Raw genomic sequence first — 26233 nt, forward strand, 5'->3', positions numbered from 1 at the left:
ACTTAATGATAATGGAATCCTCGTTTTTTTGCGAAAAAAATTGGACCAATGACTTTTTTAGTCATCAGTCCTATATATTGTAGAGCCTGAAATTGAGCGGTTGATAGCTACAGGTATCAACCGCTTTTCTTATTGTATAAGATCTGATATTTATGATAAGATAGCTCATAATACATTAAAATTGGATTGGGATGAAATGAAAAAATGAAAGTAGTAAAATTTGGAGGATCATCAGTTGCATCAGCTGAACAACTGGTGAAAGTAAAAGATATCGTAATCAGTGATACTGACCGTAAATTTGTCATTGTTTCTGCTCCAGGAAAGCGTGACAAAGCGGATATTAAGGTAACTGACTTGTTAATTGACTTAGCTACTGAGATTTTACATGATAGTGAAAATGCATCAGCTACTTTTAACCAAATTGTTGATCGATTTAGAGATACGGCTGAGGGGCTAGAAATGGATTTAGCTATCATAGATAAAATTTCAAAACAATTGAATGATTTAATTAATTCAGGTATTACAGCACAACCTGCATATTTTACGGATGCTATTAAGGCCTTTGGTGAGGATGCTAATGCCCAGTTAATTGCAGCGTATTTTTCTGGTCTAGGTTATGAGGCTTCTTATCTAAATCCTCAAGATGCGGGTTTATTTTTGTCTGATAATCCAGGGCAAGCACGTGTATTACCTGAATCTTATCAAAATTTATATAAATTACGTAAACAGGATGGTATCATCGTGATACCTGGTTTCTTCGGCTATACCAAAGATGGAAAATTGGTGACCTTTTCTCGTGGAGGTTCTGATATTACCGGTGCAATCGTAGCCAACGGTGTAAAGGCTTCAATGTATGAAAACTTTACGGATGTTTCTTCAATTTATGTGGCAAATCCAAGTGTCGTCCATAATCCAGTAGCGATTGAACAACTCACTTATTCAGAAATGCGTGAGTTATCTTATGCAGGATTCTCTGTTTTCCATGACGAAGCGTTACAGCCCGCCTTTATTGCTGATATTCCTGTAGCTGTAAAAAATACAAACGAACCACATGCACCTGGCACTTTGATTACACGAACTCGTCCCAAAAATAATTTAGCTATTTCAGGTATTGCATCAACTAGTGGATTTGCTTCTGTTTATATCAAGAAATATATGATGAATAGAGAAGTTGGATTTGTACGTCGTGTATTATCTGTATTAGAGAGATATGGTGTTTCTTTTGAACATATTGTTTCTGGTATTGATGATATTGATGTCATATTCAAAGAGGATGCTTTATCAAAGAAAGAATTAGAGGAAATGATAGCTGAAATCAAAGCTGAAACTGTTGCAGATGCTGTCGAAAAAAGAGACAATTTAAGTCTTTTGATGCTTGTGGGTGAAGGTATGATTGAGAATATCGGGAATACTGCAAGAGCAACCAAAGCCTTGTCAAATGCTGATATCAACTTGGAAATGATTAATCAAGGATCATCTGAAATTTCTGTCATGTTTGGTATTATTGAAGAACGAGAAGATGACGCTGTCCGAGCTATATATAAGGAGTTTTTTAACTAAATTTGTAGTTTAGAAAAAGAAGGTGAAACAAAAGTCGTTAGAATTGACGTACTTGACCAAAAGCCGAACAATAACGAAATATTATTGGCACATTTTGGGAAGTATCGGACAATATTGACTTTTGAAACCCGATGATTAACATTTTTATATATCAAAAGAGGCTGAGGTATTTTGTCCCAGCCTCTTTAGATTAAAATTTTACAGACAACCTATGCATTAAATAGTAAGAAATATAAGAACACTATAATACCGAGAGCGATACGGTACCAACCAAATACTTTGAAGTCATTTCTTTTAATATATTTCAAGAATAGCTTAATCGTTAAAACGGAAATAATAAAAGCCACAACCATCCCAACCAAGAGTAACCATATTTCTGTTCCAGTAAAAACAAAGCCATTTAAGAAAGCTTTAATTAATTTTAATGCAGAAGCACCAAACATAATGGGGATACTCATAAAGAATGAGAAGTTCGCAGCCAATGGTCTTGACGTACCGACAATAGTTGCACCTAGAATTGTTGAACCTGAACGTGATGTTCCTGGGACTAGTGAAAGTACTTGGAATAGGCCAATTTTAAACGCATCCATATAAGACAAATCGGTCATAGTATCTATTTTTACTTGTTTATTTTGGTTGCGATTCTCAATCCAGATAAACCAAATACCATAAACAATCAAAGTAATCGCTACTACCGACCAAGTCATCAAGTGGGCTTCCATCCAAGAGTCTAATAGTAACCCAGCAATCACAGCAGGTAAACAACCAACAAATACCTTAAACCAAGTCATCCAAGTTTCTTCTTTTTCAGCTTTAGACTTACTTGGGGCAAATGGGTTTAATTGGTTAAAGTTTAGCCATACTACAGCTAGAATAGCTCCAACTTGAATGACAACGAGGAAGATATCCCAAAATTCTCGGCGGACATTTAAAGTAATAAATTCTTCCAAAAGAATCATATGTCCAGTTGATGAAATAGGTAACCATTCAGTAATCCCCTCTACGATACCTAATAAAATCACCTTTAATGTATCTAACATTTATCAATTTCCCTTCATTCTTGTTTAATTTATTTCTCAAATTAGTATAAATGAAAATATCGGATAAAACAAAAAAACATTATAAATTTAAGAACTCTTTAAAGTTTAGAAAGGTGAAATCCCTTCATAGAAGTATTGTCATTATTTTTATGGTTGTGATATGATTAATCTAGTTAACAAAATGAATACTTAAGGAGCGAGCCATATGTTTAATTTTTTTAAGAAAAATAAGAAGAAAGAAACTACAAAACAATCGAGTAGTTCTCAATTAGCAGAAACTTTATTTGCTCCTGCAACGGGCGAATTTAAAGCTATTGATCAAGTGGATGATCCTGTGTTTTCACAAAAAATGATGGGAGACGGTTATGCTGTGGAACCTGAAACTGGAGATGTGTATGCACCGGTTGCTGGTACTGTTATGAGTATTTTCCCAACTAAACATGCAATCTACATTAAAACTGATGATGATGTAGAAGTCTTAGTTCATATGGGGATTGATACTGTTGAATTAGATGGTGCACCATTTGAGGTTACTGTAGCTGAAGGTGATCAAGTAAGTGTTGGTAGTAAAATCGCGAATGTAGATTTAAACCAGTTAGCTTCTGCTGGCAAAGGAAAATTTATCGTTGTAGTATTCACAAATTTAGAAGACTTTTCTAACTTACAATTAACTGCATCAGGACATGTAACGCATAGTGCAGAAGTAGGTACTGTAACAGCGGATCATTAATCCAAATATACATGATTAATATACCAAAGAAGGTGAGACAAAAGTCGTTTTGAATTAACGTACTGGACCAAAAAACGAACAATAATAAAATATTATTGGAGACATTTGGGCAGTATCGGACAATGATGATTTTTGGAATTTAATTATAAACATTCTCATATAGCAAAAAGAGGCTGAGACATTTTTGTTTCAGCCTCTTTTTTTATTTAACCTAAAAATTTGTATAATCGTTCGTATTACAAATGGTTAAAATACTTAATTTTAAATAGAAAATGATAAATTAATAAAAAATACGAACTATTTTTACAAAAACACTTTACTTTGTCTAAATTATGCCGTAATATAAATCCTGTAATAAGCGAACATTATAAAAATTTAAAATCATAACATTCGTTATTTGGAGGAGAAACATGTCTACAAAATTTAAAAACATCGTTTTATTAGCTGGTTCTGTATTTGCTTTAGCAGCATGTCAAGGACAAAACGCTGGTACTGAATCTAGCAGTTCTGATGCTCAAGCAGGGGCTTCGTCTTCTACTGAAGCTACTGGTGATTATGCCATTGGTATGATTACTGATGAAGGTGGAGTTGATGATCGTTCGTTTAACCAATCAGCTTGGGAAGGTATGCAAGCTTGGTCAGAAGAAACTGGCAATAAGGTACAATATTACGAATCAACAGATTCATCTGATTTCGTACCAAACTTCAATACTGCGATTGCAGATGGTTATGACATTATCTTCGGTATGGGCTTCATGTTAGAAGATACTTTTAATGAAGTAGCACCTGCTAATCCAGACCAACAATTTGCCTTTATTGATGGACAAGTGGATCAACCAAATGTTGTTTCTATGACCTTTAAAGATCAAGAATCTGCTTTCTTAGCAGGTATAGCTGCGGCATCAACATCTGAAACTGGCAAAGTCGGTTTTGTGGGCGGTATGAAAACACCTGGGATTGATCGTTTTGAAACTGGTTTTAAAGCCGGCGTTGCCTATGTAGATGATTCAATTGAAGTAGATGCACAATATGTTGAATCATTTGGTGATGCAGCAACTGGTCAACAAATTGCGAATGCTATGTATACAAGTGGTGTGGATGTCATCTATACTGCAGCTGGTGGTTCAGGTAACGGTGTATTTACAGAAGCTCGTAACCGTTTAGAAGCTGATAGCGAAGCAAACATCTGGGTGATTGGTGTTGACCGTGATCAAACTGAAGAAGGTGAATGGTCAGGAGGCAACTTCACTTTAACTTCTACAATTAAAGATACAGGTTCAGCAATCGTTGCCATTACAGAGCAAACTATGGAAAACGAGTTTCCAGGTGGGGAATTGGTTGAATATGGTTTAGCAGATAAGACAGTTGATGTCACTAAAGGTAACCTGGATGATGAAACTTGGGCAACAATTGAAGATGCGAAACAACAAATCATTGATGGTGAAATTGACGTTCCAGAATTTTCTTATTCAGCAGAGTGAGGAATATAGCAAAAGAAAATTGCGTCAGTCAAATTGACTGACGCTTTTCCTATGATTGGGACAGTAGGTTAGAAAAGAGGAAAATAAACGTGCAAAATGAAAATGTCATTGAAATGCGTGACATCACCAAAATCTTTGGTAATTACAAAGCGAACGACAAGATCAACTTCAATTTAAAAAAAGGTGAAGTTCATGCCTTATTAGGGGAAAATGGTGCTGGAAAATCAACACTAATGAATATTTTATCTGGTTTATTATCACCAACATCCGGTGAAATCTTAGTAAACGGTCAAGTTGCAAATATTAGTTCTCCAGATAATGCAAATAAGTTAGGCATTGGGATGGTTCATCAGCATTTTATGCTGATTGATAAATTTACGGTTGCAGAAAATATTGTATTAGGAAAAGAATCCACAAAATTTGGTTACCTAGATGAAAAAGCCGCTTATGACAAAATTAAAGAATTATCCAATCAATACCAGCTAGCCGTAGATCCGGATGCATACGTTGAAGATATTTCTGTTGGTCAACAACAACGAGTAGAAATTATTAAAGCTCTCTACAGAGGAGCAGATATTTTAATCTTTGATGAGCCAACAGCCGTATTAACACCCCAAGAAATTGAAGAATTAATGCATATCATGAAAGCTATGACACTTGAGGGCAAATCAATTATCCTAATTACGCATAAATTAGATGAGATTACCACTGTTGCTGACCGTTGCACAGTTATTCGGCGTGGTCAGAGTATTGATACTGTAGAAGTTGCAAAAACAAATAAGCAAGAATTAGCAGACATGATGGTTGGTCGCCATGTTAACTTCAAAGTAGAAAAACAACCAGCTAAAACGGGAGATGTTATTTTACAGGTCAAGGACCTAGTTGTGAATGAGTCTCGCGGATTACAGGCCGTAAAATCTGTTGATTTTGATGTACGAGCAGGAGAAATCTTGGGGATTGCTGGGATTGATGGAAATGGGCAAACAGAATTAATTCAAGCAATTGCCGGTTTGAGAAAGGTAGTTTCAGGAAAAGTATCGTTATCAGGGAAAGATGTGACGAATAAACGTCCTCGAAAGATTACTGAAGCCGGATTAGGACATATTCCAGAAGATCGTCAAAAGCATGGGCTATTCTTAGAATGGTCGATTGCAGAAAATATGGCGATGCAATCTTACTATCAAAAGCCGTTTTCAAAGAACGGTCTGTTAAACCATCAATTTATCAATGATCATGCAAAAATTTTGATTGGTGAATTTGATGTGAGAACGGAAAGTGAAGCAACTTTAGCGGGTGCTTTATCTGGTGGTAACCAACAGAAAGTTATCATCGCGCGCGAATTAGACCGTAATCCAGACTTATTAATTGCTGCGCAACCGACTAGAGGATTGGATGTTGGTGCAATTGAATTTGTCCATGATCGATTAGTACAACATCGGGATGCTGGGAAGAGTGTATTATTAATGAGTTTTGAGTTAGATGAGATTATGGGCGTAGCTGACCGGATTGCTGTCATGCATGATGGGAAAATAAATGCAATCGTCGCTGCTGAAGATACAAATGAAACAGAATTAGGTTTACTAATGGCTGGTGTATCCTTAAAAGAGGCACGAGTACAAAGTCACTTAAATCCTGTAGGACAAGACGCTATAGATGAAGGAGTTGAAACAGTTGAAAGCATTTAAATCGCGTACCCTTATAGAGAAATTGACAATTCCTTTTATTTCTATAGTAAGTGGTTTTATTCTAGGCGCCTTAATTATGTTGTTTTTTGGATATAATCCAATAGCTGCGTACGATGCCATGATAATGACAGTATTATCAAGTCCATACTTTATTGGTGAAGTATTAAGACAAGCGACAGTGTTAACGCTCACCGGTCTGGCCTTCAATGTTGCTTATCAATCAGGTTTCTTCAATATTGGTTTGTCTGGACAATTACTAGCAGGATGGCTATCATCGGTTTCATTTGCTTTAGCATTTCCGGATGTACCGAAAGTGATCATGGTACCTAGTGTGTTAATTATTGGCACATTATCAGGTGCTTTATTCGCATCAATCGCAGGGGTATTGCGTGCTTATTTAGGAACAAATGAAGTCGTAGTGACGATTATGTTGAACTATATCATTTTATATTCAACGAATTATTTGATTCGTGAAGTGATTGGTACGGGGAATATGACTGAAAAAGTTGGAGAAAATGCTTCTTTAGCACTTGGCTTCATTACAACGATAACAGGTGGTTCTCGTCTAAATATGGGGATACTCATTGCAATAGTTATGGTGATTTTATATGGATTTGTGATGAAACATACAACGATGGGATTCGAATTAAAAGCTGTCGGATTGAACAAAGAAGCAGCAGAGTATGCCGGCATTCACGTAGAGAAAAATATTGTTTTAGCTATTTTTCTATCTGGTGGATTAGCAGGTTTAGCAGGTGTCATTCATGGAATCGGTACGTTTGGTAATTTATATACCTTAACTTCACTACCTTCTGAAGGTTTTAATGGTATCGCTGTCGGGTTACTAGGTATGGGAACACCTTTAGGCACTTTCTTAGCTTCTATTTTGTTTGGTATTTTAAACATTGGCGCTTCATTTATGCCAAATCGAGCAGGGGTTCCTGATGAATTAGCGAGTGTGATCACTGCAGCAATTATTTTCTTCATTGGTTCGTCTTACATCATTAGTTATAGTTTAGAAAAATTTGGAAAAAGTAAAAAGCAAACGATAAAGGGGGACCAATAATGGAATTAAGTACGATCTTACAACTAATTGTGTCATCAACCTTGATGTATGCCGCACCCCTTATTTTCACAGCTATCGGTGGCACTTTTTCTGAGCGATCAGGTGTGGTAAACATTGGTTTAGAAGGGATTATGGTCATGGGAGCTTTTGCCTCTGCCGTATTCAATATTGCTATGTCTGCCTCCTTGGGTTCTATGACACCTTGGATTGGGTTATTAGTAGGGGGATTTGTAGGTTTAATTTATTCAGCTATTCATGCTGTTTCTTCGATCCATTTCCGCGCTAATCAAACAATTTCAGGTACAGTTTTGAACTTAGCAGCACCAGGATTATCTGTATTCCTAGTTAGAGCCATATACGGGGCAGCCCAAACAGGTCCATTGGCTAAACCTTTTGTGACATATAACATCTTAGGGTTGAATAACATTCCAGTGATCGGACCTATTTTCTTTCAAAATACCTCTGGACCAGCTTATTTAGGCATTTTACTGGCAATATTGGCTTGGTTTTTACTCTTTAAGAGTCGTTTTGGTTTACGCATACGGTCAGTAGGTGAACATCCAGAAGCTGCAGAAACGCTAGGTATTAATGTTAACGCAATGAAGTATGCTGGGGTGCTTATTTCAGGCTTACTCGGTGGTATTGGAGGGGCCGTTCAGTCCCAAGCAGTGCAGAACGAATTTTCTGTGATCACTGTTGCTGGTCAAGGATTCATGGCTATGGCAGCTATGGTTTTTGGAAAATGGCATCCAGTAGGTGCTTTGTTAGCTGCAATCTTCTTTGGATTCGCACAAAGCTTATCTGTTACAGCTAACTACATTCCTATTATTCAAGATATCCCGTCAGTGTATTTAGATATAGCACCTTATATCTTAACAATTATTGTATTGGTAGTGTTTATAGGTAGAGCGCAGGCACCTAAAGCTTTAGGGAAAACCTTTGTCCAATCAAAATAAACCATTTATTTTATACTTTAGAAAAAGGATTTGGCATGTACCAAATCCTTTTTCTAATTGCTATGTATCTTTATTCAGGTCTCTCTAAAATATAAGGTTCGGTAATATCAGTATATAGGTTACCTGCTAGTCTTGCTACAGGCGCCAAACCATCATAAAGTATGTAACCATTTTCTATATCGTATACAGATTCGTCTAGGTGGTAGTCAGTCACTTCAAGAATAAACATATCGGTGATGATATGTTCATCTCGGTCTCGAATAGGGATGTATTGGTATACCTTGACTTCTAAACGTATTAAAGCATCATGAACACCTGGAACAGTCACACTATTTGAATCAAGGATTTTGATATCTGCTAAAGTGAGTTCACTGACATCAGCAGGTACTTTAGCAGCTGTTGCATTCATTTTATCAATGAATGTTTTGCTAACAATATTTATTACGCCTTCAGGATGATTCAGCAAATTGCGCGCTGTATCCTTAATGGAGAAATCTTCTTTTCTAAGTATAGCCACTGAGATAAGGGGCATTTTTTGCCCAGCTCCGCTAGTAAAAGAAAAAGGTGCCAAATTGATGACACCCGTTTCCTTATTCAAACTAGTAATCCAACCGATTGGTCGCGGAACAATGGCACCAGATAGCAATTTATACTGTAATTTTTCATCAATTTGATTAGCTGCTAAATGATACATTAATAAATGAGCTCCTTTAAACCGGTGTTACACAAACGATTTCGTTAATACTTGTATTGTCAACGTAAGATAGTAAACCACTTGTTTGATTACGAGTGAATAATGAAATTTGTGGTTGGAATTGATGACCAACAATTACAAAGGATTCGTCCGCATTGAAGTTGAAATCGCGTGGGAAATCTCCTTCAGTTGATATGTTTTGGATTTCAGTCAAGCTTTGACCATCTTCAGATACTTCAAAGACAGTGATAGAGTTGTGCCCACGGTTTGAAACATATAAAAATTTATTGTCATGAGAAAGACGGATAGCTGCTGATGAATTGAATTCAGTCCAATCGCTAGGAATTGTGTGATAACGATTACCTGCAATTAAACTACCATCTGATTGAATAGTTAACACTTCCACTGTGTAATCTAATTCACCAAGTAAGTACACAATTGGTTTAGAGTGGTGGAAAGCTAGATGACGTGGACCAGTACCTGGCGCAGCTTTATATACACTCACTTCTGATAATTTATAATCATCAGTTAGCTGGTAAGTATGCACTTCATCCGTTCCCAAATCACAAGAAAGGATGAACTGATGGTCGTTTGTTGGATGAATAAAATGTGCGTGTGCAAAATCTTGGTTTTCATGAGGACCAACAGGTGATGTATGCTGGATCAAATCAGTAAGTGTTAATGTACCATCTTCATTCACTTTGATTACAGCTAATTCGCCTTTTTTATAGTTTGCAACATAAAGTACACTCGTTTCTTCATCATACGTTACATAGCATCCATTTTCGTTGAAAACCTTAATACGATCTTTTAAAGAGAATCGTCCATCAATAATTTCATAATGGGCAACTCCAGGTTCGTCACCATCGCTTAAGGTAAATAGATGTTGTCCATCATTTGATAAACTCATGTAAGTAGGGTTACTTTCTTCAATAATTAATTCACTTGCCTCGAAAGCTTGCTTATCAGCATTAAGCGTTAAGGTATGAATGCCTTTATTGTCTTCTCGCGTATAGCCAGATACATAAATCGTTTCCATAATTAAAATTCCCCTCTTTCTTAAGATAACTTTATTATACAAGAAAACGCTCTTTTTAAAAGTAAAACTAGTTTTACTCTGATTGTATTGGCATATATGAATAAAAATATTTGTTATAATGGACATATGTAATATAGGAGGGGTCGTTATGAAAGATAAATTTCATTCAGAAGAAATACAGGATATGAATAAACAGCAATTAGCTGAAAATAAACGTACTTTTGCCAATTCCTGGTTCTTTAAATATATTTTGAATAACAAATATACTGGCAGCTTAATGATTGGGATTTTAATTGTCATATTTGTGAGCTTGTTTACGCGAGTATCGTATCTTTTAGACCCAGTAATTTCTTTTATTCAATATGTTTCTTTACCGATAGTTGTTGCGGCTATCTTTTATTATTTGACAGTTCCCTTAGTTAATCAAATTGAGAAAAAAGGACTAAATCGAACTTGGGGTTCAGCAATTGTACTTTTATTAATTGCGGTTGTTGTAACAGGGCTATTAGCTTTAATTCCAACGGTAGTAGATGAAGGGCGTAACTTAATTGATAACTGGGATACTATCTGGGCGAATTATCAAAATCGCTTGCAATCATTCATTCATGGTGATTGGTATGATCAAGTGGATCTAGTCTTGCAATCTATTATGGCCAATATACAAGACTTATCATCCTTCAACTGGGAAAGTATTGCAAATTCAGCAATTGCTAGTGTGTCGTCTATAGTGGGTACAGTCACTCGTGTAACTGTTGCTTTATTCACAGCACCAATTATTCTGTACTATATGTTACGTGATGGTCATAAAATGCCAGCATATTTAGCACAATTTTTACCGATAAAAATCCGTAAATCAACCCTAAACCTAATTAGCGATATGAATCTCCAAATTAGCCAATATATACGGGGACAAATTATTGTGGCTATTGCTGTAGCTATTATGTTTGTTCTTGGTTATTCAATTGTTGGTTTACCATATGGGGTTATTATTGGTATTGCCGCTGGATTTTTAAATGTTATTCCTTATATAGGATCTTTTCTAGCTATGATTCCTGCCATTATTGTGGCTATTGTGATTGGTCCTATGATGATTGTGAAAGTGTTGGTTATATTTGCAATTGAGCAAACAATTGAGAGTCGAGTCATTTCGCCACAAGTACTCGGGTCAAATATGGCTATTCACCCAGTAACTATTATGCTGCTATTGATTTCAGCAGGAAGTATTTTTGGCGTGGTAGGTGTTGTATTTGTTATTCCAATTTATGCGGTAATCAAAGTCATTCTTAAACACTTCTTCTCGTGGTATAAACGCGTTTCAGGTTTATATGCTGAAGATGAAAGTATCTTGGATGACTTTAATTTTGAGGAGACACCCGGAAAGTAACAATTATTTGTTTATTTAATCAAAAGGGCGTATAATTTTAAGTTGAGGCAATATTCAAATTGTTTGCAATATTAGTTATATAAAGGAGGAATTATATGTGGCGTTTGATTAAACGAATTCCACCGTGGGCGATGTTTGGGGCAGTTGTTTTTGCCTTAACACAAGCCATAGGAGAGTTATTATTACCGACGCAGACTGCTCGCATTATCGATGACGGTGTTGCAGCAGGAGATATGCAAGCTATCTATCGTATTGGTGGGCAGATGATCTTAATTACGATGTTAGTGATTATTTCTGCAGGTATATCTGTATACATTTCAGCACGTACGAGCCAGGACTTGGGTAGAAAATTACGAAATGAAATATATGCTAAAGTTTTACATTTTTCAAAAGAAAATATGGGAGATTATGGCGAGGCATCATTGATTACTCGTTCTTCAAACGACATCCAGCAAGTTGAAGTCACTGTGATGATGATCATGCGGATGGTTTTACTATCTCCAGCGATGTTATTGGCTGCAGTTGTAATGGCGGTGTTAGCCAGTCCTGAATTAAGTTTAGTTTATGCAGTTTCTGGTCCAGTATTGGCCTTTTTAATTTTTATCATTTTACGCATTGTGTCACCTTACTTTAAATCTATGCAACGAAAAGTCGATAATTTAAACCTGATTTTCCGAGAAGGGTTAACTGGTGTACGGGTAGTAAGAGCCTTTAACAAGTCTGATTTTGAAGTTAATCGTTTTGCAAAAGCCAATAAAGATTATGCGGATACAGCGATTAAAGCGATGTTCCGGATGTCTTTTTTAATGCCTATCATGACAACGATTTTGTCACTGACTAACATCACCTTATCTTGGCGTGGTGCCCAACTAGTAGCAGCACAAAAATTAAGTGTTGGTGTTATCCTTTCGTTCGTGAACTACTCATTTATTATCATGTTCTCCTTTATGATGTTAGGTATGATTTTTGTAATTTTGCCACGTGCGCAAGTATCAGCCCAACGTATTAATGAGATTTTAGATACAGAAATCACCATCCATTCACCCAAAAATCCCATCACTATTGATCGCCAAACTCCAGGAGAAGTAGCCTTTGAAGATGTTGCCTTCAGATTCGGTAATGCAGAGCATAATGTGGTTGAGGATATCAACTTCCAAATTAAACCAGGTGAAACCTTAGCCATTATTGGGGGGACCGGTTCTGGGAAGACGACAATCGCTAATTTATTATTACGTTTTTCTGATGTAAGTAAGGGTGCAGTTAAAATAAACCATCATGATGTACGTGATTTATCATTGAGTAATCTACGAGACCTTGTCGGATACGTACCGCAAAAAGCGAATCTATTCTCTGGAACAATTCGAGAAAACTTAAAATATGGAAATAGAGAAGCAACAGATGAGGAACTATGGCATGCCTTGCGTATTGCACAATCAGAATCGTTCGTTCGGGAACTACCTGAAGGATTAGATGCTCATGTTGCTCAAGGCGGCAATAACTTCTCTGGTGGTCAAAAGCAAAGGTTATGTATTGCTCGTGCGATTGTAAAACAAGCCAATATCTATCTTTTTGATGATTCATTCTCAGCTCTAGACTACACAACTGACCGTAATCTAAGAGGCGCCTTAAAAGAAGTTACTGAGAATGCTGCTACGATTATTATTGCACAACGAGTGTCAACTATTCGCGATGCGGATACAATCGTTGTTCTTGATAAGGGTGAAATTTCTGGTATTGGTACGCATGATGAACTGATGTCAAACGATATTTACAGAGAAATTGTTGAATCACAAATTAAGGGGGCGGACTAATGGCGAATAATAAAAATGAACTAGCAGGACGCCGTTATAAACCAAAAAACTTTTGGTCAACCTTAGGTCGCTTCATAAAATATATGGCGAGCAGAAAGTGGACTTTCCTACTAATTATCGTCCTTATTATTTTAGCCACGGCATTTCAAATTGTATCACCACGTATTTTAGGTCAAGCGACTACCTTAATTACCGATGGTGTAAGTAATGGTTTACAAAATGTGAATGGTCAAGAAATGTATGTAATTGACTACACAGAATTAGCAAAAATCTTAACAAAAGTGATTGCTTTCTATATGTTAAGTGCTTTATTTAATTTTTTACAAGGGGCTTTACTAAGTCGTACAGCCCAACGTGTTATTGAAGATTTAAGAAATGATATGCGTAAAAAATTAAATCGTTTACCAATTTCATTCTTAGACGCTACACCAAATGGTGAAATCATGTCACGTGCTATCAACGATGTTGAAGCGATTGCTATGTCCTTACAACAAACTTTACAACAAGTTTTAATGTCAAGTACCCAGTTTGTTTCAACTTTAACTATGATGACTTTAATCAGTCCAAAAATGACATTAATTGCGGCTGGTACGATTTTGCTTTCAACGATTGTGATGTTATCTATTACACCAGTGTCACAAAGATTATTCGCTGCACAACAAAGAGTACAAGGGAATATGAACGCATATATTGAAGAAAATTATTCGGGTCAAATTGAGAATAATGCTTTTAATCAAAATGAACGAAAAATTGCCGAATTCGAAGAGAAATCAGCAGAATACTATGCAGTATCTTGGAAAGCCCAATTTATTTCAGGAATCTTAATGCCGTTAATGAACTTAGCTAAAAACTTTGGTTATGTCGCAGTAGCGATTGTCGGTGGTTTTTCAGTAGCTAATGGTGCTATGGTCATTGGGGATGTTCAAGCGATGCTACAATATGCGGGTATCTTATCAGAACCTTTAAAACAAACAGCTAATATGATTAACCAATTACAACGCATGGTGGCGGCTATCGAACGTATTTTCGAGTTTCTTGATGTTGAAGAGATGGCGCAAGTTTCCTCAGGACAACCTGCAATTGAAACGAATTACAAAATGATTTTTGATCACGTACAATTTGGCTACGAGCCGGGAGATGAAAACCTATTAATGACCGATTTCAACTTAACAGTTGAACCAGGCCAAATGGTAGCAATTGTAGGTCCAACTGGAGCTGGTAAATCTACGATTATTAACCTGATTGAACGCTTCTATAATATTTCTGGAGGGTCAATCAAGTACGATGGTGTTGATACTAGAGATATTGATCAAGAAGTGTTACGATCAAGAATGGGTATGGTATTACAAGATACTTGGTTATTTAATGCTTCGATTGCCGATAATATTGCATATGGATCAAATAAAGCGAATGTAAGTCGTGAGGAGGTAGTGCGTGCAGCTAAAGCAGCTCACGTAGATGATTTCGTTCGAACATTACCTGATGGATATGATACGGTTATAAACCAAGATGGATCGAATATTTCACAAGGTCAACGTCAATTAATAACGATTGCCCGTGCATTTATGTCTGATCCAGAAATATTGATTTTGGATGAAGCAACATCATCTATTGATACCCGTACAGAGAAATTAATCCAAAAAGCGATGAATCAATTACTTGAAGGTAGAACATCTTTTGTTGTTGCTCATCGATTATCAACTATTCAAGACGCAGATAATATTATTGTCTTGGACCACGGAGATGTCATCGAGACGGGTAATCACGAAGAATTATTAGCACAGAAAGGATTCTACTACAACTTATACAATTCACAATTTGTAAAAGGGGAAGTTGAATAAAATAATATAGTTAGCAAAAAATGCGATCCGTAAAACTACGGGTCGCATTTTTTGTAAAGGAATAAATAGCCTATTATTCTAGTCGGTACCAACAATTGGTTAGTTGGAAAACCAGTAAAATGATATCTTGTTATGCCAAAAACGATTTTTTCCATCAGGGTTAGCTGTGAGCGTTACTATATTGTTGGAAGCCTAAATTTGAACAACTAATCACACGTTTAACAATTCTTAATAATAGCTGATAGACTTTACCAGATTAGTTTTCTTGTGAGAATCTTGACGCCATATTCTTGATGGCTAAATTGACAATTTCATTGGTTAATTGTTCGTTACGGACTAATAGTGGGCCGTGGAAGTATGACCCAAAGGTATTTTTGTACATTACACCTTCTGTTTGGTCTTCGCCATTGTTACCAAATCCAGTAATAACTTTGCCTAAGGGCTGTGTATTTTCTCCAAGAAAAGTACGACCATTATGGTTTTCATAACCATAGTAAGTTTGACCAAATCTTTCATTTTCAATCACAATATCACCGATAAAGCGGTTATTATCTTGATTTAATGTGTAATGGTCTAAAGCACCAATACCTTCCAATCGCTCACCTGCAGCATTAATGTAGTACTTTCCTAATAATTGGAAACCACCACAAATACCAATTGTCACACCCTCATTTTCAATATATTCAGTCAGGGCTTCTTTTTTTAATTGGATATCTCGAGCAACAATTTTTTGTTCGTAGTCCTGGCCTCCACCAAAGAAGACAAGGTCAAATTTTTTAGGGTCAAACTTGTCGCCAATGGATACCAATTCTGTTTCTACGAGTACATTTTGTTGCTTGGCTGCATGTTGAAGCATCAATAAGTTGCCATTATCACCGTATGTATTCATTAAGTTCCCATAAAGATGGGCGATTTTTAAAGTTTTATCCATTAACTCATGCGCTCCTTCACGTATCCTGACTCGGCTAGTTCTTTTCTAATTGCTAGCATAGCTGTATAAGTTGCTAGGATATAAACTTTTTTGGTAGGGGCTTTCTTAACGGTTTCAATAACTGCATTTGGATTATCCAATTGAATTAATTGGTCTTGGTTAAAGCCAGCAACTACCATACGTTTTGTTAAATCGGCTACTCGAATGCCTGATACATAACTTGCTTCAATATTATCCATTTCTGCTAATTTCTCAAAGTTCCCATCCCAAATCCATGAAACATCTTGACCATCAGCAGGGCGGTCGTTTAGCACTGTGATTAAAGTATAAGGTGCTTTTTCTAAGAGACATAACTCGATAATTTGATTTAAACCTACAGGATTTTTGATTAAGTTGATGCGTAGGTCGTGACTTTCTACATCGATTGCTTCTTGTCGACCAAAAATACGTTTAGCTCCCTGTAAACCTTTAGCAATTGCTTCTTGGCTTACCTCAAAGTAACGACCAAGTGAATAAGCGGATAAGGCATTATATACATTATAAAGGCCGGCAACTGGGATACTATATTGGTATCCATCAATCGTAAATTTAGCTGATTCAGGTGTTAATTCATTGATTTCTTCGACTTGATATGTCAGTTCTGGACGATGAACACCGCAGTTTGGACAGAAGTAATCCCCCAAATTGCTATAAGTAATACTGTGGTAGTGTAGGACATGTTCACAATTTGGGCAGATAACACCATCAGTGTTATTATCTGCTAGGAAATCTTGTGACTGATCTTCAGCATTGAAACCAAAGAATACTTGTTTGTTGTCAACTTTTCGTGAAGAGAAAATCGGTGCATCACCATTTTGCATTAAAATTGCACTTTTCGCTTTAGCTGCACCTTGTAAAATGAAATCATATGTTGTATAAATTTCACCGTATCGGTCCATTTGATCACGGAAAATGTTGGTAGTTAAAATAACTTCTGGTTTAATATGTTCTGTAATATGACGTAAAGATGCTTCGTCCACCTCAAGTACTGCTACCTTATCTTTAGATTTATTAGCTGAATCTTCGATAAATGAAGACACGATACCTTGCAGCATGTTTGAACCAGAATTGTTGGTCATGACATGTTCAAATTTTTGTTTTAAAATATTTACTGTTAAGGCAGTGGTAACTGTTTTACCGTTTGTTCCAGTAATGATTACGACACGATAGTTTTCACCTAAGGTTTTTAAAATATTAGGATCAATCTGTTGTGCAATTTTACCAGGTAAAGAAGTACCACCACTTGTAAATTTCTTTAATAATTGTTGGCTTGTACGCCCAGCAACTGTTGCTAGATGACTCTTAAATTTCATTTTGGCACTCCTCAAATCATTTGTTTTGCGCTATTTAAACGAACGCTCAGTGAGATAATTTTACCATAAGTGCGTAGTTTTCAAAAAAAAAACATGTCATTTAAAAATTCTTTAAACTTTTATCGCAAATCCTCATATATTCTAGGAAATAAAATTGACTAGTAGGGGGAATAAAAGTAAAATAAATAGCTAGTATATTGATATTAAAATTATGGGAGTGTTTGGATGGCTCAGTTATTTTTCCGTTACGGTGCGATGAACAGTGGTAAATCCTTTGAAATCATTAAGGTAGCACATAACTATGAAGAACAAAATAAACATGTCTTGGTGTATACAAGTGGTGTTGATAACCGTGCAGGAGTAGGTAATGTATCTAGTCGTGTGGGGGAAGAGAGAAAAGCACGAGCTATAATGACGGAGACAGATGTGTATGAAGATTTAACGACATATATGCGAGAGAATAATCAAAAGATTTATTGTGTTTTAATTGATGAAGCCCAGTTTTTATCAAAAGAACACATTTATCAATTAGCCCGAATAGTCGACGAACTAGATATACCAGTAATGGCTTTTGGTTTGAAAAATGATTTTTTAAACAACTTGTTTGAAGGTTCTAAATACTTATTGCTGTTGGCTGATAAGATTGAAGAAGTTAAAACGATATGCTGGTTCTGTGCAAAGAAAGCAATTATGAATATGCGTGTGGCAGATGGTAAACCAGTGTATGAGGGTGAACAAGTACAAATTGGTGGAAATGAAGCTTATTATCCTGTTTGTCGTAAACATTATCACCGGCCGCCGTTAAAAGATGGTAAAATTTATATTGAGCGTAACATAAGCGAATAAGATCCCTATCATTTTTCAGAAAAATAGGAGATAAAGTAAGTTTGAATTAAAGTAGTAGAAAAGAGTTGAAAAAATGTTTACAGATCAATTAGATTCATTTATTGCACGCTATGCGGAAGTAACTGAATTAATGAGTGACCCGGATGTCATTAATGATAATCAACGTTTCCGTGCGATTTCAAAAGAAGAAGCTGATTTAAGACCAAAAGTTGAAACATTCAGTCACTATAAAAATGTAATACAAGAAATAGAAGATACTGAGGAATTGTTAGCTGAGTCCTCAGATGATGAAATGACAGAATTAGCGAAAGAAGAATTAAAAGAGTTAAAAGAAGAACGTGAAAGCCTTGAAGAAGAAATTAAACGTTTAATGATTCCTTCTGATCCAAATGATGATAAAAACATCATCATGGAAATTCGTGGGGCAGCTGGTGGAGATGAGGCGCAATTATTTGCCGGTGACCTGTACGAAATGTACAGTCGTTATGCCACAAACCAAGGTTGGCGCGTTGAAGTGGTGGAGTCATCTAGTAACGATATTGGTGGTTTTAAAGAAATTACTTTACAGATTCAAGGTGACAATGTATATTCAAAATTAAAATTTGAATCAGGTGCTCATCGTGTACAACGTGTACCAGATACAGAATCTCAAGGGCGTGTACATACTTCAACTGCAACAGTTGGTGTTATGCCGGAACTAGAAGATATTGATTTTGATTTGGATGATAGCGACATCCGAGTTGATATTTTCCGCGCTTCGGGTGCAGGTGGTCAGCACGTTAACAAAACTTCTTCAGCAGTTCGTTTAACACATGAACCAACAGGCATTGTTGTATCTATGCAAGACCAACGTTCGCAACAACAAAATAGAGAGAAGGCAATGATGATTTTACGTTCACGCGTATATGAAAAGATTGCTTCAGAACAACAAAATGAGTACGATTCTCAACGTAAAAATCTTGTTGGTACAGGAGATCGTTCAGAACGTATTCGTACCTATAATTATCCCCAAAATCGTGTGACTGATCACCGAATCGGTTTAACTATTCAAAAATTAGATCGGATTATGACAGGTGAATTGGACGAAATCGTTGATGCTTTACTATTAGCCGATCAAGCCAATAAGTTAGAGGAGTTAAATGATTAATCAAACGTATTTAGAGGTCCAAATATGGGCCTCTTCTTTTTTAGAAGAAAATCACCAGGAACCAGAAATTGCTTACCATCTATTGTTAGATTTAGCAGGTTTTTCTGTGTCAGATTGGGTACTTAAGCAAAATCATACTATGCCTAGCCATTTAAAAGCTGCTTATCAATCAGCTATAAAACGTGTGGTTAACGAAGATTATCCTTGGCAATATTTAGTTGGTAAAGCATGGTTTTACGGTGAACCATTTAAAGTTTCACCAGCAACCCTTATTCCAAGACAAGAAACTGAAGATTTAGTGTCATATATTATCGATTTAATCAATAAGGGGCAGATTGCTAACAATGCACGCGTATTAGATATCGGTACTGGAACTGGTATTATTGCTATCACATTAAAACAACGCTTTCCAAATTTGCAGGTAACAGCTACAGATATCTCTGAAGAAGCCTTATCAATTGCCCAACAAAATGCAGAGGAAAAGCAAATTACTATCGATTTTCGTTTAGGTGATCTTTTTAACCCAGTTATAGGTCAGCAATTTGATCTCATTATTTCAAACCCACCGTATATAGGATTGGATGAAACGAATATGATGTCTAAATCTACTCTATTATTTGAACCAGAACTGGCGCTATTTGCTGAAGAAAATGGCTATCAAATTTATTGGCGTATCTTCGAGCAATTACATCATTACATAGCTAAGCCAGGTTATTTTATCGGTGAGTTTGGTTACCGACAGGGGAATCTGTTAGTTGAAGGTGCTATCAGCCGTCTCAAACTGCCGGATGCTACAGTATCTATTGAGCAGGATTATACAGGTAATGATAGAATTCTTGTTATCCATCATTCGTGATTAGAAATAGTATGATAAAAGTCAAAAGTATTTAATATGAAAGGCGTTATGGCTATATGACAAAAATTATTCAATCTGAAGAAATTGAAATAGGCGCTAAAATGTTACAAGATGGTCAACTGGTGGCATTTCCTACTGAAACTGTTTTTGGTTTAGGCGCAATTGCGAATAATGCTGACGCAGTTAAATCTGTGTATTCAGTAAAGGGGCGACCTAGTGATAATCCATTAATCGTACATATTGCAGACCCTGAAGATATCTTCGATTATATGATTGATGATGATAGTGTCCGACATCATTTAATCGATGATCTTACTAAAGCATTCTGGCCGGGGCCCTTGACCTTAGTTGTACCAGTGAAGCCAAATACATTTCCTAGTGTAGTAACCGGCGGTATGGATACAGTCGGTATACGCTTACCAGATCACGCCACTACAAGAAGTCTTATTCGGGCAACTGGCTTTCCAATCGTTGGCCCTTCAGCAAATATTTCTGGTAAACCTAGTCCAACACAAGTCGCACACGTTATGCATGATTTCGATGGCAGAATTGGCGGTGTTGTAAATGCTGAACCCACACGAATTGGCGTTGAATCTACGGTGTTAGATTTAACGGATCCAAGAGGCTTGGTTATTTTAAGACCTGGTTATATTACGAAATCTATGTTGGGAGCAGTGGTAAAGAATATGCCTATTTATCTGGGAGGTACCATTGCAAACAATGCAGAGGAAGCACCAAAAGCACCAGGAATGAAATATATTCATTACAGTCCCGATCAACCAGTTTTAGCTGTTTCCTCTGAAAAGCTAGCGCAAGTGCTATCAGAATTAGCCGATCAGTCGATTAAGGTAGGACTAGCAACTAGTGTACAGAATGTTGAAAAATACAAAACACTAGTGGAGTCAGTAGTATCTCTTGGACCAACGATAGAAACCGCTACACAACAGCTATTTGCTGTCTTAAGAACGTTTGATGAACATAAAAATATCCAACAAATTGTTGTAGAATTGTATCCCGATACCGAAAAAAATGGGGCTTATCGTAATCGTTTGATAAAAGCGAGCTCAACCGTGGTAGAATAAAGTTAGATAATAGAATTGGATTAGGTAGATTCCAAGGAATATTTATCAAATAATAAAGCTGGAGGCAGATGCATGAGTAACGACATTATTTTTGATTTGTTAAACGAGGAAATGGACCGTCAACAACATGGTATTGAATTAATTGCAAGTGAAAACTGGGTTTCGAAGGCTGTACGCCAAGCGCAAGGTTCGATTGCAACTAATAAATATGCTGAAGGATACCCAGGTAAACGTTATTACGGAGGTTGTGAAGTAATTGATAAAATTGAAACGTTAGCGATTGACCGTGCTAAAAAGCTATTTGGTGCTACTTATGCTAATGTTCAACCACATTCAGGATCACAAGCTAATATGGCCGTATATGACGCTTTCTTAGAACCAGGGGATTTAGTCCTAGGTATGAACTTAACTGATGGTGGGCATTTAACTCATGGCTCTCATGTAAATTTTTCAGGTAAGAAATATAACTTTATTGCGTACAACGTAACGAATGATGAAGAATTCATTGATTACGATGAAATTGACCGTCTGGCTAAAGAATATCAACCTAAATTAATTGTAGCGGGTGCATCAGCATACGCACGTACAATTGATTTCGAAAAGATTGCAGCCACTGCTAAAGCTATTGGTGCCTACTTTATGGTAGATATGGCACATATTGCCGGTTTAGTTGCAGCTGGTCTACATCCTAATCCAATTCCATATGCGGATGTAGTAACATCGACAACACACAAAACGCTTCGTGGCCCACGCGGTGGTTTAATCTTATCCGCTAATGCAGACTATGGTAAAAAGATCAATTCCGCGATTTTCCCAGGCATTCAAGGTGGACCATTGGAGCACGTCATTGCAGCAAAGGCTGTTGCTTTTGGTGAAGCTTTACAGGATGATTTTAAAGACTACCAAAAACAAATTATTAAAAATGCAAAAGCTTTTGAAAAAGTTTTCCATGAAGAAGGTATTCCATTAGTATCTGGTGGAACTGATAACCATCTATTATTGCTTAAAGTCATCGGATTTGGTGTTACAGGTGCTGAAATTGAAACAGCCTTGGATGAGGTAGGGATTACCGTAAACAAAAATACCATTCCAAACGAAAGTTTAAGTCCTTTCAAAACAAGTGGTATCCGAATTGGTACACCAGCAATTACTACTCGTGGCTTTAAAGAAGCAGAATCGGAACAAGTTGCACGTATGATTGCTAATATTATTAAAAATCCGCATGATGAAGCGGTTCGTGATGATGTTATGGCAAAAGTTGAAACTTTAACGAAAGCATTTCCATTAAACTAAACAATATTTAAGGACTTGACGGCCTAGGTAACTTGCACTAGGCTGTCAAGTCCTATATAATATTTAGGGTTTAAGCAAAATTAATCAAGGAAACATAAAATCTTAAAGCGAGGTATATATTCATGAGTAAATTAGTTGTAATTGATCACCCTCTAGTCCAACACAAAATGGCTATGTTACGTGATAAAGAATTGGGTACTAAAGATTTTCGTGAATTGGTAAATGAAATCACCATGTTCTTAGGTTATGAAGTCACCCGTGATTTGCCAATGAAAGAAGTTGAAATTGAAACACCTTTAGTAAAATCAAAACAAAATGTGATTGCTGGGAAAAAATTAGCGATTGCACCAATTCTTCGTGCTGGGCTAGGTATGGTAGATGGTATGCTATTATTGATGCCTGCTGCTAAAGTAGGACATATTGGTATGTTCCGTGACGAAGAAACTTTACAACCACAAGAATACTTCTTCAAAATGCCCCAAGATATTGAAGAACGTGAAGTGATTGTAGTTGACCCTATGTTAGCTACGGGTGGTTCAGTAATCATGGCGATTGACTCATTGGTAAAACGTAATGTAAAACCAGAAAACATCAAATTCGTTTGTTTAGTTGCCGCACCAGAAGGTGTAAAAGCGCTGCAAGATGCTTATCCAGAAGTAGATATTTTTACTGGTGCACTTGACGAAAAATTAAATGAGGACGGCTACATTTTACCAGGTCTTGGTGATGCAGGTGACCGCCTATTTGGAACCTTATAATTGTCATCTATTAGAAATATATGCTACTCTTGGTGTACAAAAATAAACATCAATATTTGAAACAGATAAATTAATTTAGATAGGTGATAATGAAATGACGGAAAATATGATTGTTAAGGGTGGCAGAAAATTAAAAGGACATGTAAGGGTTGATGGTGCTAAGAACGCTGTTTTACCACTACTGGCTGCCACGTTATTAGCAAATAAAGGGAAAAGTCGTATAACAAACGCCTCATTACTTTCAGATGTATATGTAATGAATGATGTGTTACGTAATTTGAATGCCAAGGTAGATTTTGATGAAGAGAATAACGAAATCCTTGTAGATGCTTCCGGTGATTTAACAACGGAAGCGCCATTTGAATTAGTAAGTAAAATGCGAGCTAGTATTGTTGTAATGGGACCTTTATTATCTAGATATGGTCATGCGAAATTTGCAATGCCTGGTGGTTGTGCAATCGGTTCTCGTCCCATTGACCTACATGTAAAAGGTTTTGAGGCCTTGGGTGCAAAAGTTACGACTACTGCAGGATATGTGGAAGCACGTGCCGATAAATTAGTTGGTGCAAATATCTATTTAGATTTTCCGAGTGTAGGTGCAACACAGAATATTATGATGGCTGCTGCGCTAGCTGAGGGTACTACGGTTATAGAAAATGTTGCCCGTGAACCTGAGATTGTCGACTTAGCTAATTTTATCAATAAAATGGGTGGGCGTGTCCAAGGAGCTGGTACAGATACCATTAAAATTATTGGTGTTAAAAATCTAGAAGGGACTGAACATTCAGTCATTCCTGACCGCATTGAAGCAGGTACTTTTATGGTGGCTGCTGCAATCACAGAAGGTGATGTTTACATTGAAGATGCAATTTCAGAGCATAATCAACCTTTGATTTCAAAATTAAAAGAATTGGGGGCAACCATTACTGAAGATGTATCTGGTGTACGTGTTCAAGGCTCTCCTGTTTTACATCCGACAAAGGCAAGAACATTACCTTATCCTGGTTTTCCAACAGATATTCAATCACCATTTACAGTAGCACAAATACTAGCTGAAGGTAGTTCAGAAATGGAAGAAACAGTTTTTGAAAATCGTTTCATGCATTTAGAAGAATTGCGTCGAATGAATGCTGATTTTAATATTAATGGAAATACAGCCATTATGAACGGTCCTTCAGAATTACAGGGTGCAGCAGTTGCAGCTTCTGATTTACGTTCGGCAGCGGCTTTAATCTTAGCTGGTTTAAGGGCTGAAGGTATGACAAAAGTATCTGAGTTAAAATACTTAGACCGTGGCTACCATCAATTCGATCAGAAATTGCGCGCCCTAGGTGCTAATATTTTACGCGTAGACGTCGATGAGAAATCGGACGCTGAAATTGCTAGCTTGTTAGATTAGTTAGGTAGTGAACAAATGAAACAATATCATCAATATATAAATGAACCATGGAAAAAATTATTGTTTTGGGGATTACTTTTATTACTTGTAGTTTTTTTACTATTTGTCGTTGGTGGTTTGATTGGCTATAGCATTTCATCAAATCAATCGGCTTTTAATTTTTTAAATCCAGATAGCTGGAACCATGTATTTTCATTTATTCGTTAAGATATCACTTTATACTTGAAGAGCTAAGAACTAGATGCGTGCTAGTTCTTAGCTTTTTTAATCATGAAAATATATTTTTTGATCGTATTCAAAGCCGTTTTTTCGCTACCATATGTTACAATATGCTAGATATGAGGTGAGTTTATGGACGGCATTTTGCCTTTATGGAAAGAACGTGGCATGACAAGCCATGATAGTGTATTTAAAGTAAGAAAAATATTGAAAATGAAGAAAGTCGGGCACACAGGGACATTAGACCCCAATGTAGATGGTGTCCTACCGATATGTTTGGGTAAAGCTACTAAGCTGGTTGAGTTATTAATGGATAAAACCAAAGTTTATACTGGAGAAATTACCTTAGGTTTTGCAACTACCACCGAAGATTTAGATGGTGAGGTGATAGCAGAAAAAGTATTACCATCTGCTTTTACTGATACAGAAATCCAAAAAATGATGGATGAGTTGACTGGACATATTGTCCAAATTCCACCTATGTTTTCGGCAATAAAAGTTAAGGGTAAACGACTTTATGAATATGCGCGTGAGGGCATTGAGGTTGAACGACCTGAACACCCTGTTTTTGTGCATAGCTTTAAATTAATGGGGACGTCTCGTTTTGTTGAAGGTAAGCAAGTATTTGCCTTTGAGATAACTTGCGGTAAAGGGACTTATGTCCGTACTTTAGCAAGTGATTTAGGTAAGAAATTAGGCGTACCAGCTACGATGACTAGCCTTACTCGGAAAGCTTCAACCCCTTTTTCAAGAGGGGATTGTCTAACCTTATCAGACTTGGCAAAAGCGGTAGAAGTTGAAGATTATTCTTGGTTAGTACCAATTGAATCAGCAATGTCTGCATATCCAGAGTGGCATTTGCCAATTGAAGATAAAAATTTAGTGAAGTTAGTAGAAAATGGATCAGTACTAGAAATCAACACTTTACCACCATCACTAAGAAGCCAGCTACCTGTGACAGCATACATAGACGGCAAGTTAAAAGCTCTTTATGATGTTCACCCGAGTAAAGACGGTAAGATTAAACCAAGTAAAATGTTTTAAAGATTGGACGACGATACTG

The 26233-nt window shown here is 36.6% G+C and carries 23 protein-coding genes; 18 read left to right on the top strand and 5 right to left on the bottom strand.

Translation table 11 applies throughout. The features are described 5' to 3' along the window. Positions 1–204: 204 nt before the first annotated feature. Complete coding sequence (locus CJ191_RS06035) at positions 205–1560, top strand: aspartate kinase (RefSeq protein WP_070468724.1); 1356 nt, start codon at positions 205–207, stop codon at positions 1558–1560. Between the two features lie 209 nt (positions 1561–1769). On the opposite strand, the gene CJ191_RS06040 is transcribed toward CJ191_RS06035, so the two are convergent. Beyond that, positions 1770–2600 (bottom strand): undecaprenyl-diphosphate phosphatase, encoded by an 831-nt coding sequence (locus CJ191_RS06040; protein ID WP_102199287.1) that lies wholly within the window; start codon positions 2598–2600, stop codon positions 1770–1772. Between the two features lie 205 nt (positions 2601–2805). Here CJ191_RS06040 and CJ191_RS06045 point away from each other — a divergent pair, with 205 nt between their 5' ends. From CJ191_RS06045 to CJ191_RS06065, 5 genes are all read left to right on the top strand, one after another. Next, complete coding sequence (locus CJ191_RS06045) at positions 2806–3330, top strand: PTS sugar transporter subunit IIA (protein ID WP_102199288.1); 525 nt, start codon at positions 2806–2808, stop codon at positions 3328–3330. 410 nt (positions 3331–3740) lie between these two features. Then, entirely contained in the window at positions 3741–4811 is a 1071-nt protein-coding gene (locus tag CJ191_RS06050) for a BMP family lipoprotein (RefSeq protein WP_070468730.1), read from the top strand. Between the two features lie 113 nt (positions 4812–4924). Next, positions 4925–6496: an ABC transporter ATP-binding protein gene (locus CJ191_RS06055; RefSeq protein WP_070468779.1), complete on the top strand. Its 1572-nt coding sequence runs from the start codon at positions 4925–4927 to the stop codon at positions 6494–6496. Further along, positions 6483–7562: an ABC transporter permease gene (locus CJ191_RS06060; protein WP_102199289.1), complete on the top strand. Its 1080-nt coding sequence runs from the start codon at positions 6483–6485 to the stop codon at positions 7560–7562. The genes CJ191_RS06055 and CJ191_RS06060 overlap by 14 nt, the downstream gene beginning before the upstream one ends. Continuing rightward, complete coding sequence (locus CJ191_RS06065; protein WP_070468734.1) at positions 7562–8518, top strand: ABC transporter permease; 957 nt, start codon at positions 7562–7564, stop codon at positions 8516–8518. Before CJ191_RS06060 ends, CJ191_RS06065 begins: the two co-directional genes overlap by 1 nt. 70 nt (positions 8519–8588) lie before the next feature. Here the strand turns inward: CJ191_RS06065 and CJ191_RS06070 are convergent, their stop codons facing one another. Both CJ191_RS06070 and CJ191_RS06075 read right to left on the bottom strand, forming a co-directional pair. After that, positions 8589–9212, bottom strand: coding sequence for a flavin reductase family protein (locus CJ191_RS06070; RefSeq protein ID WP_102199290.1), 624 nt, complete (start codon positions 9210–9212; stop codon positions 8589–8591). A 16-nt stretch (positions 9213–9228) separates the two neighbouring features. Then, positions 9229–10251 (bottom strand): lactonase family protein, encoded by a 1023-nt coding sequence (locus CJ191_RS06075; protein ID WP_083272810.1) that lies wholly within the window; start codon positions 10249–10251, stop codon positions 9229–9231. A 148-nt stretch (positions 10252–10399) separates the two neighbouring features. Between CJ191_RS06075 and CJ191_RS06080 the strand changes: the two genes are divergently transcribed. The 3 genes from CJ191_RS06080 to CJ191_RS06090 all read left to right on the top strand — a co-directional run bounded on the left by CJ191_RS06080 (position 10400) and on the right by CJ191_RS06090 (position 15287). Next, positions 10400–11635 (top strand): AI-2E family transporter, encoded by a 1236-nt coding sequence (locus CJ191_RS06080; protein ID WP_102199291.1) that lies wholly within the window; start codon positions 10400–10402, stop codon positions 11633–11635. A gap of 95 nt (positions 11636–11730) precedes the next feature. Continuing rightward, on the top strand, positions 11731–13446 hold the full coding sequence (locus CJ191_RS06085) for an ABC transporter ATP-binding protein (RefSeq protein WP_070468738.1): 1716 nt from the start codon (positions 11731–11733) through the stop codon (positions 13444–13446). Further along, a complete protein-coding gene (locus tag CJ191_RS06090; protein ID WP_070468740.1) occupies positions 13446–15287 on the top strand; it encodes an ABC transporter ATP-binding protein in 1842 nt (613 codons plus the stop codon). Before CJ191_RS06085 ends, CJ191_RS06090 begins: the two co-directional genes overlap by 1 nt. A 256-nt stretch (positions 15288–15543) precedes the next feature. Here the strand turns inward: CJ191_RS06090 and CJ191_RS06095 are convergent, their stop codons facing one another. Both CJ191_RS06095 and CJ191_RS06100 read right to left on the bottom strand, forming a co-directional pair. Continuing rightward, positions 15544–16218, bottom strand: coding sequence for a type 1 glutamine amidotransferase (locus CJ191_RS06095; RefSeq protein WP_102199292.1), 675 nt, complete (start codon positions 16216–16218; stop codon positions 15544–15546). Continuing rightward, positions 16218–17570 carry a Mur ligase family protein gene (locus CJ191_RS06100; RefSeq protein ID WP_102199293.1) on the bottom strand — a complete coding sequence of 451 codons (1353 nt, stop codon included), beginning with the start codon at positions 17568–17570 and terminating at the stop codon, positions 16218–16220. The genes CJ191_RS06095 and CJ191_RS06100 overlap by 1 nt, the downstream gene beginning before the upstream one ends. Positions 17571–17795: 225 nt before the next feature. Here CJ191_RS06100 and CJ191_RS06105 point away from each other — a divergent pair, with 225 nt between their 5' ends. The 9 genes from CJ191_RS06105 (at position 17796) to truB (ending at position 26214) form a co-directional block, all read left to right on the top strand. After that, entirely contained in the window at positions 17796–18416 is a 621-nt protein-coding gene (locus CJ191_RS06105; RefSeq protein ID WP_070468746.1) for a thymidine kinase, read from the top strand. Between the two features lie 73 nt (positions 18417–18489). After that, positions 18490–19563, top strand: coding sequence for a peptide chain release factor 1 (gene prfA, locus CJ191_RS06110; protein WP_070468747.1), 1074 nt, complete (start codon positions 18490–18492; stop codon positions 19561–19563). Further along, complete coding sequence (prmC, locus tag CJ191_RS06115) at positions 19556–20419, top strand: peptide chain release factor N(5)-glutamine methyltransferase (protein ID WP_070468749.1); 864 nt, start codon at positions 19556–19558, stop codon at positions 20417–20419. Before prfA ends, prmC begins: the two co-directional genes overlap by 8 nt. A gap of 56 nt (positions 20420–20475) precedes the next feature. Further along, the gene (locus tag CJ191_RS06120) at positions 20476–21501 is read left to right on the top strand and encodes an L-threonylcarbamoyladenylate synthase (RefSeq protein ID WP_102199294.1); all 1026 of its coding nucleotides are present in this window, start codon (positions 20476–20478) and stop codon (positions 21499–21501) included. Between the two features lie 72 nt (positions 21502–21573). Beyond that, the gene (gene glyA, locus CJ191_RS06125; RefSeq protein WP_102199295.1) at positions 21574–22794 is read left to right on the top strand and encodes a serine hydroxymethyltransferase; all 1221 of its coding nucleotides are present in this window, start codon (positions 21574–21576) and stop codon (positions 22792–22794) included. Between the two features lie 122 nt (positions 22795–22916). Further along, positions 22917–23552: a uracil phosphoribosyltransferase gene (gene upp / locus CJ191_RS06130; protein WP_070468754.1), complete on the top strand. Its 636-nt coding sequence runs from the start codon at positions 22917–22919 to the stop codon at positions 23550–23552. A gap of 94 nt (positions 23553–23646) precedes the next feature. Further along, on the top strand, positions 23647–24951 hold the full coding sequence (gene murA, locus CJ191_RS06135) for a UDP-N-acetylglucosamine 1-carboxyvinyltransferase (RefSeq protein ID WP_070468756.1): 1305 nt from the start codon (positions 23647–23649) through the stop codon (positions 24949–24951). Positions 24952–24966: 15 nt separating this feature from the next. Beyond that, positions 24967–25158, top strand: a complete 192-nt coding sequence (locus tag CJ191_RS06140; RefSeq protein WP_070468758.1) for a DNA-directed RNA polymerase subunit beta — start codon at positions 24967–24969, stop codon at positions 25156–25158. 144 nt (positions 25159–25302) lie between these two features. Then, positions 25303–26214, top strand: a complete 912-nt coding sequence (truB, locus tag CJ191_RS06145; protein WP_070468759.1) for a tRNA pseudouridine(55) synthase TruB — start codon at positions 25303–25305, stop codon at positions 26212–26214. The last annotated feature ends 19 nt before the right edge of the window (positions 26215–26233 follow it).

The organism is Aerococcus viridans (genome assembly GCF_002871935.1).
In the GTDB taxonomy this organism is placed as follows: Bacteria; Bacillota; Bacilli; order Lactobacillales; family Aerococcaceae; genus Aerococcus; species Aerococcus viridans_B.

What these genes read in the sequence shown, in the direction of transcription:
- prfA (WP_070468747.1), top strand. Translation starts at nt 18,490, where the DNA reads ATGTTTACAGATCAATTAGATTCATTTATTGCACGCTATGCGGAAGTA.
- CJ191_RS06105 (WP_070468746.1), top strand. Translation starts at nt 17,796, where the DNA reads ATGGCTCAGTTATTTTTCCGTTACGGTGCGATGAACAGTGGTAAATCC.
- CJ191_RS06055 (WP_070468779.1), top strand. Translation starts at nt 4,925, where the DNA reads ATGCGTGACATCACCAAAATCTTTGGTAATTACAAAGCGAACGACAAG.
- prmC (WP_070468749.1), top strand. Translation starts at nt 19,556, where the DNA reads ATGATTAATCAAACGTATTTAGAGGTCCAAATATGGGCCTCTTCTTTT.
- CJ191_RS06120 (WP_102199294.1), top strand. Translation starts at nt 20,476, where the DNA reads ATGACAAAAATTATTCAATCTGAAGAAATTGAAATAGGCGCTAAAATG.
- CJ191_RS06090 (WP_070468740.1), top strand. Translation starts at nt 13,446, where the DNA reads ATGGCGAATAATAAAAATGAACTAGCAGGACGCCGTTATAAACCAAAA.
- glyA (WP_102199295.1), top strand. Translation starts at nt 21,574, where the DNA reads ATGAGTAACGACATTATTTTTGATTTGTTAAACGAGGAAATGGACCGT.
- CJ191_RS06075 (WP_083272810.1), bottom strand. Translation starts at nt 10,251, where the DNA reads ATGGAAACGATTTATGTATCTGGCTATACGCGAGAAGACAATAAAGGC.
- CJ191_RS06085 (WP_070468738.1), top strand. Translation starts at nt 11,731, where the DNA reads ATGTGGCGTTTGATTAAACGAATTCCACCGTGGGCGATGTTTGGGGCA.
- CJ191_RS06080 (WP_102199291.1), top strand. Translation starts at nt 10,400, where the DNA reads ATGAAAGATAAATTTCATTCAGAAGAAATACAGGATATGAATAAACAG.
- upp (WP_070468754.1), top strand. Translation starts at nt 22,917, where the DNA reads ATGAGTAAATTAGTTGTAATTGATCACCCTCTAGTCCAACACAAAATG.
- CJ191_RS06140 (WP_070468758.1), top strand. Translation starts at nt 24,967, where the DNA reads ATGAAACAATATCATCAATATATAAATGAACCATGGAAAAAATTATTG.
- CJ191_RS06050 (WP_070468730.1), top strand. Translation starts at nt 3,741, where the DNA reads ATGTCTACAAAATTTAAAAACATCGTTTTATTAGCTGGTTCTGTATTT.
- CJ191_RS06100 (WP_102199293.1), bottom strand. Translation starts at nt 17,570, where the DNA reads ATGAAATTTAAGAGTCATCTAGCAACAGTTGCTGGGCGTACAAGCCAA.
- CJ191_RS06045 (WP_102199288.1), top strand. Translation starts at nt 2,806, where the DNA reads ATGTTTAATTTTTTTAAGAAAAATAAGAAGAAAGAAACTACAAAACAA.
- CJ191_RS06095 (WP_102199292.1), bottom strand. Translation starts at nt 16,218, where the DNA reads ATGGATAAAACTTTAAAAATCGCCCATCTTTATGGGAACTTAATGAAT.
- CJ191_RS06040 (WP_102199287.1), bottom strand. Translation starts at nt 2,600, where the DNA reads ATGTTAGATACATTAAAGGTGATTTTATTAGGTATCGTAGAGGGGATT.
- truB (WP_070468759.1), top strand. Translation starts at nt 25,303, where the DNA reads ATGGACGGCATTTTGCCTTTATGGAAAGAACGTGGCATGACAAGCCAT.
- murA (WP_070468756.1), top strand. Translation starts at nt 23,647, where the DNA reads ATGACGGAAAATATGATTGTTAAGGGTGGCAGAAAATTAAAAGGACAT.
- CJ191_RS06065 (WP_070468734.1), top strand. Translation starts at nt 7,562, where the DNA reads ATGGAATTAAGTACGATCTTACAACTAATTGTGTCATCAACCTTGATG.
- CJ191_RS06070 (WP_102199290.1), bottom strand. Translation starts at nt 9,212, where the DNA reads ATGTATCATTTAGCAGCTAATCAAATTGATGAAAAATTACAGTATAAA.
- CJ191_RS06035 (WP_070468724.1), top strand. Translation starts at nt 205, where the DNA reads ATGAAAGTAGTAAAATTTGGAGGATCATCAGTTGCATCAGCTGAACAA.